The sequence below is a fragment of the Sulfitobacter sp. TBRI5 genome, from assembly GCF_051013555.1.
In the GTDB taxonomy this organism is placed as follows: domain Bacteria; phylum Pseudomonadota; class Alphaproteobacteria; order Rhodobacterales; family Rhodobacteraceae; genus JL08.
In genome coordinates this window covers 2,127,350-2,142,014 of sequence record NZ_CP112884.1, presented here as the reverse complement: position 1 = coordinate 2,142,014, position 14,665 = coordinate 2,127,350, and the positions used below count along the sequence as shown (strand labels likewise).

At 58.4% G+C, this 14,665-nt stretch carries 12 protein-coding genes; 8 read left to right on the top strand and 4 right to left on the bottom strand.

Annotation, left to right across the window (positions count from 1 at the left end; translation table 11 throughout):
• The first annotated feature begins 66 nt into the window (after nucleotides 1-66).
• From gpmI to OLX72_RS10735, 5 genes are all read left to right on the top strand, one after another.
• Nucleotides 67-1,584: a 2,3-bisphosphoglycerate-independent phosphoglycerate mutase gene (gene gpmI, locus OLX72_RS10755; protein WP_433988628.1), complete on the top strand. Its 1,518-nt coding sequence runs from the start codon at nucleotides 67-69 to the stop codon at nucleotides 1,582-1,584.
• A complete protein-coding gene (locus tag OLX72_RS10750; RefSeq protein WP_114871219.1) occupies nucleotides 1,581-2,714 on the top strand; it encodes a murein hydrolase activator EnvC family protein in 1,134 nt (377 codons plus the stop codon). Before gpmI ends, OLX72_RS10750 begins: the two co-directional genes overlap by 4 nt.
• 5 nt (nucleotides 2,715-2,719) lie before the next feature.
• A complete protein-coding gene (locus tag OLX72_RS10745) occupies nucleotides 2,720-4,057 on the top strand; it encodes a S41 family peptidase (protein ID WP_114872399.1) in 1,338 nt (445 codons plus the stop codon).
• Nucleotides 4,058-4,194: 137 nt separating this feature from the next.
• The gene (locus OLX72_RS10740; RefSeq protein WP_433988627.1) at nucleotides 4,195-4,773 is read left to right on the top strand and encodes a nitroreductase family protein; all 579 of its coding nucleotides are present in this window, start codon (nucleotides 4,195-4,197) and stop codon (nucleotides 4,771-4,773) included.
• Nucleotides 4,770-5,495 carry an EI24 domain-containing protein gene (locus OLX72_RS10735; protein WP_433988626.1) on the top strand — a complete coding sequence of 242 codons (726 nt, stop codon included), beginning with the start codon at nucleotides 4,770-4,772 and terminating at the stop codon, nucleotides 5,493-5,495. Before OLX72_RS10740 ends, OLX72_RS10735 begins: the two co-directional genes overlap by 4 nt.
• On the opposite strand, the gene OLX72_RS10730 is transcribed toward OLX72_RS10735, so the two are convergent.
• Both OLX72_RS10730 and mce read right to left on the bottom strand, forming a co-directional pair.
• Nucleotides 5,446-5,721, bottom strand: coding sequence for a DUF1467 family protein (locus OLX72_RS10730; protein WP_114871222.1), 276 nt, complete (start codon nucleotides 5,719-5,721; stop codon nucleotides 5,446-5,448). The two genes, OLX72_RS10735 and OLX72_RS10730, sit on opposite strands and share 50 nt — an antisense overlap.
• 3 nt (nucleotides 5,722-5,724) lie before the next feature.
• Complete coding sequence (gene mce, locus OLX72_RS10725; protein ID WP_114872400.1) at nucleotides 5,725-6,129, bottom strand: methylmalonyl-CoA epimerase; 405 nt, start codon at nucleotides 6,127-6,129, stop codon at nucleotides 5,725-5,727.
• Between the two features lie 168 nt (nucleotides 6,130-6,297).
• Between mce and OLX72_RS10720 the strand changes: the two genes are divergently transcribed.
• Nucleotides 6,298-7,017 (top strand): response regulator, encoded by a 720-nt coding sequence (locus tag OLX72_RS10720; RefSeq protein ID WP_433988625.1) that lies wholly within the window; start codon nucleotides 6,298-6,300, stop codon nucleotides 7,015-7,017.
• A gap of 44 nt (nucleotides 7,018-7,061) precedes the next feature.
• Here OLX72_RS10720 and OLX72_RS10715 read toward each other — a convergent pair whose 3' ends face one another.
• Nucleotides 7,062-7,793 (bottom strand): GNAT family N-acetyltransferase, encoded by a 732-nt coding sequence (locus tag OLX72_RS10715; protein ID WP_433990453.1) that lies wholly within the window; start codon nucleotides 7,791-7,793, stop codon nucleotides 7,062-7,064.
• Between the two features lie 52 nt (nucleotides 7,794-7,845).
• Nucleotides 7,846-9,621: an aspartate--tRNA ligase gene (gene aspS / locus OLX72_RS10710; protein WP_114872402.1), complete on the bottom strand. Its 1,776-nt coding sequence runs from the start codon at nucleotides 9,619-9,621 to the stop codon at nucleotides 7,846-7,848.
• Nucleotides 9,622-9,797: 176 nt separating this feature from the next.
• Here aspS and OLX72_RS10705 point away from each other — a divergent pair, with 176 nt between their 5' ends.
• Nucleotides 9,798-11,042 (top strand): class I SAM-dependent methyltransferase, encoded by a 1,245-nt coding sequence (locus OLX72_RS10705; RefSeq protein WP_433988624.1) that lies wholly within the window; start codon nucleotides 9,798-9,800, stop codon nucleotides 11,040-11,042.
• A 252-nt stretch (nucleotides 11,043-11,294) separates the two neighbouring features.
• The gene (carB, locus tag OLX72_RS10700; protein ID WP_433988623.1) at nucleotides 11,295-14,627 is read left to right on the top strand and encodes a carbamoyl-phosphate synthase large subunit; all 3,333 of its coding nucleotides are present in this window, start codon (nucleotides 11,295-11,297) and stop codon (nucleotides 14,625-14,627) included.
• Nucleotides 14,628-14,665: the final 38 nt, after the last annotated feature.

Below are 14,665 nucleotides of genomic sequence, written 5' to 3'. Positions count from 1 at the left end.
AAAAGCGGTTCACCCCAAGCGGCGGACACGGTAGAAGGCGCAAAACAATCCACCGGAGCCTTCTACATGCCTGCCCCCAAACCCGTTGTGTTGTGCATTCTGGATGGCTGGGGGCAGCGGGCCGAAACGACAGGCAATGCGCCGGCGCTGGCCCACACTCCGACATTCGACAGGATCATGGCGACCTGCCCCCACAGTGTTCTTACCACCCATGGCCCCGACGTGGGCCTGCCCAGCGGCCAGATGGGCAATTCCGAAGTCGGCCATACCAATATCGGGGCCGGACGGGTTGTGGCGATGGATCTGGGGATGATTGATCTGGCCATCGAAGACGGCAGTTTTTTCAGTAATGCCGCGTTGTTGGATTTTGTCGAAACCCTTAAAAACACCGGTGGTGCCGCGCATTTGCTGGGCGTTGTGTCCGATGGCGGTGTACACGGGCATCTGGCCCATATTCAGGCGGCTGCACGGGCGCTAAGGGATGCGGGCGTTCCCGTTATCCTGCACCTTTGGACCGATGGCCGCGACGTTGCGCCAAAATCAGCCGCGCCTTTTGTGACCGAATTGCTGGGCGGATTGCCCGCAGGTGTGCAGATCGCAACCCTGACCGGGCGCTATTTTGCGATGGATCGCGACAATCGGTGGGATCGTGTCAAATCCGCCAGTGACGCCATCCTTTACGGGCAAGGGCATCCCTGCGCCGATGCTACAACCGCCATTGCCGAAGCTTATGCGCGCGGCGAAACAGACGAATTCATAACCCCCAGCGTCCTAAACGGGTACGCGGGCGCCACAGATGGGGACGGGCTGTTCTGCCTCAACTTTCGCGCCGATCGCGCCCGAGAGATTCTGGCGGCGCTTGGCCAGCCGGATTTTGACGCGTTCGAGGTTGGTCAACGGCCAAAATGGGCGGCGATGCTGGGCATGGTCGACTATTCCCAAGCCCATAACGCCTATATGACCACGGCCTATCCCAAGGCCGAAATCGTCAACACGCTGGGGGCTTGGGTCGCCGCGCATGAGTTGCGCCAGTTCCGGTTGGCAGAAACCGAAAAATACCCGCATGTGACGTTTTTTCTGAACGGCGGCAAGGAAATGCCCGAAACCGGCGAAGACCGCTTCATGCCGCAATCGCCCAAAGTGGCAACCTATGATCTGCAGCCAGAAATGTCCGCACCCGATGTGACGGATCAGTTTGTGCAGGCCATTCAGGACGATTACGATCTGATCGTCACAAACTACGCCAATCCCGACATGGTCGGCCATACCGGCGATCTGGACGCCGCCATCGCCGCCTGCGAAGCGGTGGATCAGGGTTTGGCCCGTGTGGTTGCGGCGCTGGAACAGGCGGGCGGCGCCATGATCCTTACGGCGGATCACGGCAATTGCGAAACGATGATCGACCCTGAAACAGGTGGCCCGCACACGGCACATACCCTGAACCCGGTGCCCGTTGCCCTGATCGGCGGCCCCGAAGGCGCGCAGCTTAGGCAAGGTCGGCTATCAGACATCGCGCCAACTCTGCTGGAGTTGATGCAACTGGAAACACCGGTCGAAATGACCGGCAAGAGCCTGATCAAATGAAACGTGTGATTGCCCTGATCACGGCCCTGCTTTGGCCCTGCATGTCGCTGGCACAAAGTGATCTGTCAGCAGATGCCCGCGCGGCGGCTGACGCGCTTGAGGCGGCATCGGTTTCATTGCAAGAGGCGGACAGCGCACGTGATCGCATCCGCGCCCTGACTGAAACCGTGAAAGCCTATGAAAGCGGACTTGAGGCGATGCGTGAAGGTTTACGCCGCGCCACGACCCGCGAAGCACAACTGAACCTTCAGCTTGAGGCGCGCAATACCGAAATCGCGGCCCTGCTGGCCGCGTTGCAAACAATCGGAAACACCCCGTCTCCCGTTCTGCTGCTGCACCCGTCCGGCCCCATAGGAACTGCGCGTTCCGGCATGATCCTTTCCGAAGTGACCCCCGCACTGAACGCCCGCGCGGCAGACCTGCGCCGCGATCTGGACGAAGTCCGTACCCTGCGCCTGTTGCAGCAAAACAGCGCGGATAACCTGCTGGAAGGGTTGAACGGCGTGCAAGAGGCGCGCCTGAAGCTGAGTCAGGCTGTGGCAAACCGCACCGATCTGCCGCAACGCTTTACCGAAGATCCGGTGCGTACCGCCGTTCTGATCGCTTCGACCGAAACGCTGGATGCGTTTGCCAGCGGGCTGGTCGAAATCAACGCCGATCAGGTCAGTGATCCTGATACAGATATCTCGATCCAGCAAGGCACGCTGAAATTGCCTGTTCAGGGGCGCATTTTGCATCGTGCCGGACAACCGGACGCCGCCGGGATCAAACGCCCGGGCCTGATCCTTGCCACCCGTCCCCGCGCGCTGGTCACCAGCCCGACGGCAGCGACGATCCGCTATCTCGGACCCTTGCTTGATCTGGGCAATGTGGTGATTCTCGAACCGCAGTCTGACATGCTGTTTGTGCTGGCCGGGCTGGATCAGGTGTTCGGAGAGGTTGGTCAGGTCATTCCACAGGACGCGCCTGTCGGTTTGATGGGGGGAGAAACGCCCGAAATTGGTGCAATCCTGTCACTAAGCGGTGAAGGCACTGGAACTGACCGTTCAGAAACGCTCTATATAGAAGTGAGAAAGGGCAATCAGCCCGTGGACCCGGAAACGTGGTTCCAAACCGAAAAGGATGGATGATCAAGATGAAGAAATTCGCTATGGCCGCAATTGGCGGTACATTGGCAGGTGTTGTCGCTGCAACCCAGATTGCGGGCCCGCTGGTGGCGCAGGAAGCGGCAAAAACCGTAAATGTATACGAGCAGCTTGATCTGTTTGGCGACATATTCGAACGCATCCGCGCGCAATATGTGGAAGAGGTGGATGCAGGTGAACTGATCGAAGCTGCCATTGACGGCATGCTGACATCGCTTGATCCCCATTCAAGCTATCTGTCGCCGGAAGATGCCAGTGCCATGCAGGTTCAGACACGCGGCGAATTCGGCGGCCTGGGCATCGAAGTCACACAGGAAGAAGGCTTTGTTAAGGTGGTGTCGCCCATTGATGGCACCCCCGCAGACGAGGCCGGTATCGAATCCGGCGACTTCATCACACATGTCGATGGTGAAAGCGTTCTGGGTCTGACCCTGGATGAAGCTGTGGATATGATGCGCGGACCTGTCGGTTCGGAAATCCTGATCACTGTCGTGCGCGAGGGCGAACCCGAGCCGTTCGACGTGTCGATCATTCGCGACACCATCAAACTGGTCGCGGTGCGCAGTCGTATTCAGGGCGATACCGTTGTTCTGCGGATCACGACATTCAACGATCAGACCACTCCCAACCTGGAAGCGGGACTGGCCGAGCAGGTCGAAGCTGCGGGCGGTATGGACAACGTCAACGGCATTGTGCTGGATCTGCGCAATAACCCGGGCGGCCTGTTGAACGAGGCGATATCCGTTTCGGATGCGTTTCTTGAAAGCGGCGAGATCGTCAGCACGCGCGGGCGCAACCCAGAAGACGGCGATCGCTTTAACGCGCGCCCCGGTGATCTGGCGATGGGCAAACCGATTGTTGTTTTGATCAATGGCGGGTCTGCATCTGCTTCGGAAATCGTGGCGGGCGCGTTGCAGGATCATCGTCGAGCCATCATCGTGGGCACCAAAAGCTTTGGCAAAGGATCGGTACAGACCGTGATGCCGCTGCGTGGTGAAGGTGCAATGCGTCTGACAACCGCGCGGTATTACACACCGTCGGGTCGTTCCATTCAGGCGCTGGGGGTTTCGCCCGATATCATCGTCGCACAACCCCGTCGTGACCCGAACGCCGAAGAGGAAGAAGAGGAAACAAACCGCTTCAGCCGCACAGAGGCCGATTTGCGGGGCAGCCTGAACAATGACAGCCTGACCGAAGATCAGCGCCGCCAGATTGAAGCTGACCGTGAAAAAGCCCAAGCCGCCGCAGACCTGCGCGAAGAAGATTATCAACTGGCCTATGCCATTGATATCCTGAAAGGTTTGTCCGCCCTCGGCCCGACCGAATAACCGGACCGCCCCGCCTGAAAAGGGCGGAGCGTAATCCCCTGCGATGCAACACCGGTTTGTGCATCTGCCCCGGTTACACCTTGAATTCCGGCAAGGCATGCCCAAGATCGATCCATCGCATTCTAAAAGGCGCCCTTATGCCCGATCCAAACTCTGCTACACTGGACTTTCTGCTGAACCGGCGCTCGCGTCCGGCCAAAACGCTGGGCTTGCCGGTGCCATCGCGCGCCGAGCTTATGCCGATCCTGACGGCCGCCGCGCGCACGCCCGACCATGGCAAGCTGGAACCGTGGCGATTTATCGTGCTGAACTGCACCGCCATTTTGCGCCTTGCCGATCTGGCCGAGGCGCGCGGACATGCGTTGGGCCTGCCAGATGACCAGATTTACAAAGGTCACGCGCCCATACGCACCGGCCATCTGGCTGTTGCCGTGATCGAAAGCCCCAAACCGTCCGACAAGATCCCGCCGCTGGAACAGACCTATTCAACCGGCGCGGTTTGTCTGGCCCTTCTGAACGCGGCGCTTGCCTCTGGCTGGGGCGCGAACTGGCTGTCGGGATGGCCGTCGCATGATCGCACGTTCATGACCGAAGGGCTGGCGCTTGAAGCGCATGAACGGATTGCGGGTTTCATCCATATCGGCACCGAAACCTCCGCACCGCCCGAACGCCCCCGCCCCGATCTGGACGCCATCACGACCTGGCAAGACACATGATCCTTAGCGCGTTCTTCAAGGCGTTGGCGCAGCTTGGCGATCCCCGCTTTCGCCGCGTGCTGTGGGTGGGCATTGGCCTGACACTGGCACTTCTGATCGGCGCAACAGCAGGCTTTGTTGCGCTGCTTGACTGGCTGATTGGTGAACAGGTGTTCCTGCCGCTGATCGGCGAAGTCACCTGGATCGACGATCTGGTCAGCTGGTCCTCTGTTCTATTGATGCTTGTCCTGTCGGTGTTTCTGATGGTGCCGGTCGCATCGGCAATCACGTCCATGTTTCTGGACGAAGTCGCACAGGCTGTCGAAGACAAATCCTATCCGCACCTGCCGCCCGCGCAGCCAGTGCCGTTTTGGGATGCGGTGCGCGACACGGTCAATTTTCTGGGGGTTCTGATCACAGCCAATATTCTGGCGATTATTCTTTACATCGTGCTTTCGCCGGTCGCGCTTTTCATCTTCTGGGGGATGAACGGTTTCTTGCTGGGGCGCGAATATTTTACTCTGGCCGCAATGCGCAGGTTGGACCGGGACAAGGCCAACGCCCTGCGCGCCCGTCACAGCGGAAAAATCTGGCTGGCCGGAACATTGATGGCGATGCCCCTGTCCGTACCTGTGATCAATCTGCTGATCCCGATTTTAGGGGCCGCAACGTTCACGCATTTGTATCACGCGATTATTGCGTCGGACCCATCCGCCCGAACCAGTCAAGATCGCGCACGCTGATCCATCCCGACAGGATGATACCGGCCACGATTACCCATAGAACAAAGGCAACACCGGTGGTGATCCACGCCTTTTTCTTCAGATTATGAACCTCGGGCGCACCCGCATGTGTCCCCGGAACGATATTGCCCAGATCGCCCTGAGTTTTGACACGGATTGGCAGCACGACCAGAAAGGTCAGGAACCAGAAAACGGCATATAGCACGATGGCCGAGGTTATACCCATGGTTCAGACCTGCTCCAGCTCGACCAGACAGCCGTTGAAATCCTTGGGATGCAGGAACAGGACAGGCTTTCCATGCGCCCCGATCTTGGGCTCTCCTGTGCCCAGAACACGTGCGCCGCTGGCGGTCAGATGATCACGCGCGGCCAGAATATCGTCGACCTCGTAACACACGTGATGAATGCCGCCTGACGGGTTCTTGTCCAGAAATCCTTGGATCGGGCTGTTTTCACCCAGCGGATACAACAGCTCGATCTTGGTGTTCGGCAGTTCGATGAACACAACCGTCACACCGTGATCCGGTTCATCCTGCGGAGCGCCCACTTGTGCGCCCAGCGCGTCGCGATATTGGGCCGAAGCCGCCTCAAGATCGGGCACGGCAATGGCAACATGGTTCAGACGTCCGATCATGGCAGTCTCCTTGATGGAAAAGATAACAGGTTGCGGATGCTTATGCCGCCCACCCCGCCCAAGGGCAAGCCTATCCGGCAGCGGCAAATCGCACGCCTTCGTTAACCCACTGTTAGGCAAGTCTGCATAACGATTGTCCATCTGCCGCTGCTCAAAAGGAATCTGCTCATGGATGAAATGGCCCCATTTATCGTTGCGCCCGCTGCGCCTACTGCATCGCGTCCGTTGACCGGGTTGACCGTTCTTGTTGTCGAAGACAGCCGCTTTGCCTGCGAGGCGATGCGCCTGTTATGTCTGCGCAGCGGTGCGCGCATCCGTCGCGCCGATTGCCTGCGATCCGCCCGCCGCCACCTCAAGGTTTATCGCCCGTCTGTGGCGATCATTGATCTGGGGCTGCCCGATGGCTCCGGCGCCGATCTGATCCGCGAGTTGTGCGAGGCCACCCCGCGCGTTGCCGCCATTTTCGCGACATCCGGTGACGAAAATGGCGAGGTTGTCGCGCGGATTGCAGGTGCGGACGGCTTTATGCCCAAACCGATCACGTCACTGGCGCTGTTTCAGAACATGGTACTGGCGCGCATGCCACAAGACCGACGCCCTGCAGGGCTGCGCGTTGTGCCGGATGAAACAGTGGTGCCCGATCCCATCGCATATCGCGATGACATGGCCCATGTCGCAGAGGTGCTGGGCGAAAACGCCGATGATGCGACACTGGATTACATCGCGCAGTTTGTCAGCGGCGTCGCCCATAGTGCAAATGATGCCCCTTTGCACAATGCCGCCAAGGCGCTTGCACGCGCCCGTTCCCAAGGCCGCCCGGTGGCGGCAAACACCGCACAGATCGCCGGGCTGGTACAGGACCGGCTGGATCAGAAAATCGCCATGTGACAGCGTGCGAAAGTGTTGGATCGAATTACCAGAGGATGACGCGCTTACAGTGTCGGATCGGATGTTACCCGGACCAAACCGGTCAGATCGCTTAAACGTTCAATCTGGTGACCGTCGGCATCAAAATTCGCCCGATCAAGCCACATACCGAACGCTTCTTTCAGCGCCGGCCACTCTGCATCGATTGCCGCAAACCACGCGGTATCGCGATTGCGCCCCTTGACGACCAGTGCCTGCCGGAAAACTCCCTCAAAGCTGAGCCCCAACCGCTGACCCGCCGCCCGAGACGGCGCGTTCAGCGCATTGCATTTCCATTCGAACCTGCGATATCCGGCTTCAAATGCCCACTGCATTGTCAGGAACAGCGCTTCAGTCGCTGCCCACGTGCGTTGTAGCGCAGGTGAAAAATTGATGTTGCCCACTTCAATCGAACCGGCAGCCGGCGCAATCCGCAAAAAGCTGAGGACACCACCGCAAATTTCCGTTTCAAGATCGAAAACCGCATAAAACAGATGCGCCTGATCTGCCACCGTTTCGCGCACCCAGCGATGGTATTGCGACGCCGACGAAAACGGGCCGTAAGGCAGATAATCCCAAAGGCTGTCATGCCCTTCATAGGCGCGAAACAACAACGCCGCGTGACGTTCTGCATCCAGCGGTTCCAGCCGGCAATACCGCCCCTTAAGAACAGCAGTTCTGTCCGGTTCGGGCGGAACATGCCAGTTGGGCACAGGCGCACCCAAAGGGCGGGCCGTATCGGATTTGGATTTCCCCATCATGGCGCGACGCTAGATTGAAAAACCCGACACGCCAAGCCTTCACTACGCCCTAGTCCTGCGGAATGATCCGCAACCCCAGTTCCATCAACTGATCGCTCATCGGGTCAGACGGCGCATTCATCATCAGGTCTTCGGCGCGCTGGTTCATCGGGAACATGATAACCTCGCGAATGTTCGCCTCATCCGCCAGCAACATGACGATCCGGTCAATGCCCGCCGCACAGCCGCCGTGAGGCGGTGCGCCATACTGAAACGCGTTGACCATACCGCCAAAGCGCTTGCGCACTTCGTCCGCGCCATAACCGGCGATCTCGAACGCCTTGAACATGATTTCGGGTTTGTGGTTACGGATCGCGCCGCTGACCAGTTCATAGCCATTGCACGCCAGATCATACTGGTATCCCAGAACCTCAAGCGGATCGCCGTTCAACGCGTCCATTCCGCCCTGCGGCATCGAAAACGGGTTGTGTTCGAAATCGATCTTGCCGGTTTCTTCGTCACGTTCGTAAATCGGGAAATCGACGATCCAGGCAAAGGCGAACCTGTCCTTATCGGTCAGGCCCAATTCATTCCCGATCTCGACCCGCGCGCGCCCTGCGACCGCTTCAAAGGTTTTGGGTTTGCCGCCAAGGAAAAACGCGGCATCCCCGACACCCAGACCCAGTTGCCGGCGCAGCGCCTCGGTGCGTTCCGGCCCTATGTTTTTGGCCAGCGGGCCCGCGGCTTCCATTCCCTCGCCCTGATCACGCCAGAAGATATAACCCATACCGGGCAGGCCTTCTTTTTGCGCAAACGCGTTCATGCGGTCGCAAAATTTGCGCGACCCGCCGCCTTGCGCGGGAATGGCGCGAATTTCAGTGCCTTCCTGTTCCAGCAATTTGGCGAAAATTGCAAAACCCGAACCGGCAAAGTGCTCACTGACCACCTGCATCTTGATCGGGTTGCGCAAATCCGGTTTGTCCGTACCGTACCACAGCGCCGCATCCCGATAGGAGATTTGCGGCCAGTGCTGATCCACCTTGCGCCCCCCGCCGAAATCTTCGAACACACCGGTCAGAACCGGCTGGATCGTGTCAAACACATCCTGCTGCTCGACAAAGCTCATCTCGAGGTCGAGTTGATAGAAATCGGTGGGCGAACGATCCGCGCGCGGGTCTTCATCGCGAAAGCACGGCGCGATCTGGAAATACTTGTCAAAGCCGCTGACCATGATCAGCTGTTTGAACTGCTGCGGCGCCTGCGGCAGGGCATAGAATTTACCCGGATGCAGCCGCGACGGCACCAGAAAATCACGCGCACCTTCCGGGCTGCTGGCCGTGATGATCGGGGTCTGGTATTCGCGGAAACCGCTGTCCCACATCCGTTTGCGCATCGACGCAACAACATCTGATCGCAGCTTCATGTTCTGCTGCAGCTTTTCGCGCCGCAGATCAAGATACCGGTAACGCAGGCGGGTTTCTTCAGGATATTCCTGGTCGCCGAATACCATCAAAGGCAGTTCCTCGGCGCGTCCCAGGATTTCGATATCCCGGATAAATACCTCGATCTCGCCAGTGGGCAGCTTGGGGTTCACTAATGACGGGTCGCGCGCCATCACGTTTCCATCAATCCGGATACACCATTCGCTGCGCACCTTTTCGATCTCGGCAAAAACCGGGCTGTCGGGGTCTGCCATCACCTGGGTGATGCCGTAATGGTCGCGCAGATCAATGAACAAAAGGCCACCGTGATCACGCACACGATGCACCCATCCGGACAGGCGAACGGTATCGCCGACGTTATCAGCGGTTAAAGCGGCACAGGTGTGGCTGCGATAGGCATGCATCTTATCGGTTCCCTTCGGGGTCAACGGCGTCGCGCCGATACACCTTGGTTGCGCGTAGAAGTCAAGCGCACCACGGCATCGGGGCAACCCGGAATTGGAAAATTTGTTGTTTGGATGTATATTAGCGCGCCGAAACCGAACGTTTTCAATCCAGACCCCGCAAAACGGGGAACCGGATGAAAGGGGGCGATATGTGGGAACCGGTTTTTGACACGATGATCAGGCGGTTGATCCAGACGGGTCATTTGCAGATCACCTACCCCGATGGCCGCACGCAAAGCTACGGCGACGGCAGCGGACCACCCGTATTGCTGATATTGCACGATCCTAAAATTCTACGCGCCCTGTGCCTTACGCCAGAACTGGCCTTGGGCGAAGGATATATGAACCGGCAGATCACCATCAAAAACGATGCGTTGGGCGATTTGTTGCGTCTAGTTCTGCGCAATCGCCGCCCCGATGCGTTTCCGTTCTGGATCCGCATTCTGGATCGCGCGCGTTTTGCCTTTCGCAATCTGGTGCAACGCAACACCGCCCACAGTGCCAAATCCAACGTCGCGCATCACTATGACATATCCGATGATCTTTACCGGCTGTTTCTGGATGACGACATGCAATATTCCTGTGCGTATTTCGCCGACGACGGGATGAGCCTGAACGACGCCCAAAGCGCCAAGAAATCCCACATCGCGCAAAAGCTGCTTTTATCCCCAGGCCAGCAAGTTCTTGATATCGGCTGTGGCTGGGGGGGCATGGCACTGACCCTGGCGCGCGATTACGGTGTAAAAGTCACCGGAGTGACATTGTCCGAAAACCAGCTGGAAACGGCCAGAACCCGCGTCACACAGGCCGGGCTATCTGACCGGGTCACGATCCGGCTGATGGATTATCGCGACCTGACCGGCCCGTTTGACCGGATTGTCAGTGTCGGCATGCTGGAACATGTCGGTGTTCCCCATTACCGGGATTACTTTGACAAGATCAGTGCGCTGCTTGCGCCGGATGGTGTTGCGCTGATCCATACAATCGGGCGCTGCGGGCCGCCGATTGCCCATTCGCCCTGGATCCACAAATACATCTTTCCAGGTGGCTACGTACCTTCCATGTCCGAACTTGTCCCGGCACTGGAACGATCCGGCCTTTGGACGTGCGACATCGAGGTCTGGCGCCTGCACTATGCCAAGACCCTGCGCCACTGGCGCAACCGGTTTGATGCGCAAATCGATCAGGTTCGCGCGCTTTACGATGATCGGTTCGTCCGTATGTGGCGCTACTACCTGACAGTGTGCATCATGGCCTTTGAAGAACAACAGCAGGCCGTGTTTCAGTTTCAGCTGTCGCATCAGCGCGATGCTGTGCCACTGACGCGCGACTACCTTTATTCCGGTCACATCCCTCGCCTGCATCACGCCGCACAATAAGCCGGACATCCGCTTCTTTTTGTTGCCAATCGTTCCCGCCCGCGTCACAGCGGCGCCTGCCGCGCGCCACTGAAAATCACGCGCTCCACAGGCGCGCTGCATTGGCGCCACATGAATGAACGCAAAAGCTTTTGTATTCCCCCTTGCACCTGCCCCCTTCATGCCTATAACCCACGACAATTTGGACGCGCTTGGGGGCGTGTCCGGAAATCCGATGTAAACCGCACATCTGTCAAAAAAGGGGCCGCTGCCATGCCGAAGAGAACCGACATCAAGTCGATTATGATCATCGGAGCAGGGCCAATCGTAATCGGACAGGCCTGCGAATTCGACTATTCCGGCGCGCAAGCCTGCAAGGCCCTGCGCGAAGAAGGGTATCGGGTTATTCTGGTCAATTCCAACCCGGCCACCATCATGACAGATCCGGGCATGGCGGATGCCACTTATATCGAACCGATCACCCCCGAGATCGTGGCCAAGATCATCGAGAAGGAACGCCCTGATGCATTGCTGCCCACGATGGGCGGGCAGACCGGGCTCAACACATCGCTTGCACTAGAAGAAATGGGTGTGCTGGCCAAGTACAACGTCGAAATGATCGGCGCCAAGCGTGAAGCCATCGAAATGGCCGAAGACCGCAAATTGTTTCGTGAAGCAATGGATCGTCTGGGCATTGAAAATCCCAAAGCCACCATCGCAACCGCGCCTAAAAAGGCCGATGGGTCCAAGGATTTGGCCGCAGGGGTACGCATTGCCTTGGAAGCGTTGGATGACATCGGCCTGCCGGCCATTATCCGTCCTGCCTTTACCATGGGTGGTTCGGGCGGCGGCGTGGCCTACAACCGCGACGATTACGAGTTTTACTGCCGTTCGGGCATGGATGCATCGCCCGTCGGGCAAATCCTGATCGATGAATCCCTGCTGGGCTGGAAAGAATTCGAAATGGAGGTGGTGCGCGATACAGCCGACAACGCCATCATCATCTGTTCCATCGAAAACGTCGATCCGATGGGCGTGCATACCGGCGACTCGATCACCGTTGCGCCAGCACTTACGCTGACCGACAAGGAATACCAGATCATGCGCAATCATTCGATTGCCGTGCTGCGCGAGATTGGCGTGGAAACCGGCGGATCGAACGTGCAATGGGCCGTCAACCCGGCGGATGGTCGTATGGTTGTGATCGAAATGAACCCGCGGGTGTCCCGCTCCTCCGCGCTGGCCTCCAAGGCAACGGGATTTCCGATTGCCAAGGTCGCGGCCAAACTGGCCGTCGGCTACACGCTGGACGAGTTGGACAACGATATCACCAAAGTCACGCCTGCCAGCTTTGAACCGACAATCGACTATGTCGTGACCAAAATTCCGCGCTTTGCATTCGAAAAATTCCCCGGATCAGAACCGCACCTGACCACGGCGATGAAATCCGTCGGCGAAGCCATGTCGATCGGGCGCACAATTCATGAATCCATGCAAAAGGCGCTGGCCTCGATGGAAACCGGCCTGACCGGATTTGACGAGATTGACATACCCGGCGCACCCGATCCTGCCGCCATCACCAAAGCCCTGAGCCAGCAAACACCGGATCGCATCCGGGTTATCGCGCAAGCCATGCGTTTGGGAGCCTCTGATCAGGATATCCATGCGGTTACGATGTTTGATCCGTGGTTTCTGGCGCGCATTCGCGAAATCATCGATGAAGAGGCCAAAGTGCGCGAAAACGGCCTGCCCGATGACGAACAGGGACTGCGCCACCTCAAGATGATGGGATTCACCGATGCACGCCTTGCCAAGCTGGCAGGTAAATCCGAACAGGCGGTGCGCAAGGCACGCAGCGCAGCGGGCGTTGTCGCCTGCTTTAAACGGATCGACACCTGCGCTGCCGAATTCGAGGCGCAAACCCCGTACATGTATTCGACCTATGAAACGCCCGTGTTCGGAGAAGTCGAATGCGAGGCGCGCCCGTCGGACCGGAAAAAAGTGGTCATTCTGGGTGGTGGACCCAACCGGATCGGTCAGGGGATCGAATTCGATTACTGCTGCGTCCATGCATGTTATGCGCTGACAGATGCCGGTTACGAAACCATCATGGTCAATTGCAATCCGGAAACAGTATCGACGGATTATGATACATCTGACCGGCTTTATTTCGAGCCGCTGACCTTTGAACATGTGATGGAAATCCTGCGGGTCGAACAGGAAAACGGCACGTTGCACGGCGTGATCGTGCAATTCGGTGGCCAGACACCTTTGAAACTTGCAAACGCGTTGCAAGACGAAGGTATCCCGATCCTTGGGACAACCCCCGACGCCATCGATCTGGCGGAAGACCGCGAACGTTTCCAGCAACTGGTGCAAGGGCTTGGCCTGAAGCAACCGCATAACGGCATCGCATCAACCGATGCTCAGGCCTTTGAAATCGCAAAAGATATCGGGTTTCCTCTGGTCATCCGCCCCTCTTACGTTCTGGGCGGGCGTGCGATGGAGATCGTGCGCGATCAGGCACAGCTGGAACGCTATATATCCGAAGCGGTGGTTGTTTCGGGGTCCAGCCCCGTGCTGTTGGACAGCTATCTGTCCGGCGCTGTGGAATGCGATGTTGATGCGATCTGTGACGGCACTGACGTGCATGTCGCCGGTATCATGCAACATATCGAAGAGGCGGGCGTTCATTCTGGCGACAGCGCCTGTTCACTGCCGCCCTATTCGCTGGCCCCCGACATCATTGCCGAATTGCACAATCAGACACATGCGCTGGCCCGTGCGCTGAATGTTGTCGGCCTGATGAATATCCAGTTCGCTGTCAAGGACGGCGAAGTGTATCTGATCGAGGTGAACCCGCGTGCAAGCCGGACCGTTCCGTTTGTCGCCAAGGCCACGGATTCCGCCATTGCCTCTATCGCGGCGCGGATCATGGCGGGCGAAAAGCTGGCCGATTTCCCGCAACGCGCGCCCTATGATGCCAATGCCGCTTATGATGACGTGTTGCCGCTGGGCGACCCGCTCAGCCTTGCCGATCCCAACATGCCGTGGTTTTCGGTGAAAGAGGCCGTTCTGCCCTTTGCCCGCTTTCCCGGCGTCGATACAATTCTGGGCCCGGAAATGCGCAGCACCGGCGAAGTGATGGGCTGGGATCGCGATTTCCCGCGCGCGTTTCTCAAGGCGCAGATGGGCGCAGGCATGAGCCTGCCAACATCGGGCTGTGCGTTTCTGTCGATCAAGGACGCCGACAAGACACCGGATATGCTTGAGGCGGCACAAATCCTGACCGGCCTTGGCTTTAGCCTTGTCGCCACACGTGGCACCCAAAGCTGGCTGGCGGAACAGGGCGTGGAGTGCAGCGTCGTCAACAAGGTCTACGAAGGCCGCCCGGACATCGTAGACATGATGAAGGATGGCCGTGTCCAACTGGTGATGAACTCGACCGAGGGCGCGCAGGCGGTCGAGGATTCCAAATCCATCCGCTCGGTCGCATTGTTTGACCGCATCCCCTATTTCACCACGGCGGCCGGTTCACACGCTGCCGCGCTGGCAATCCGCGCACAGGCGGACGGGGATGTTGGCGTGAAGCCGTTGCAGGGCTGATTTGAACTCTGCAAACGTTTGGTCTTTGCCGGTCTGCG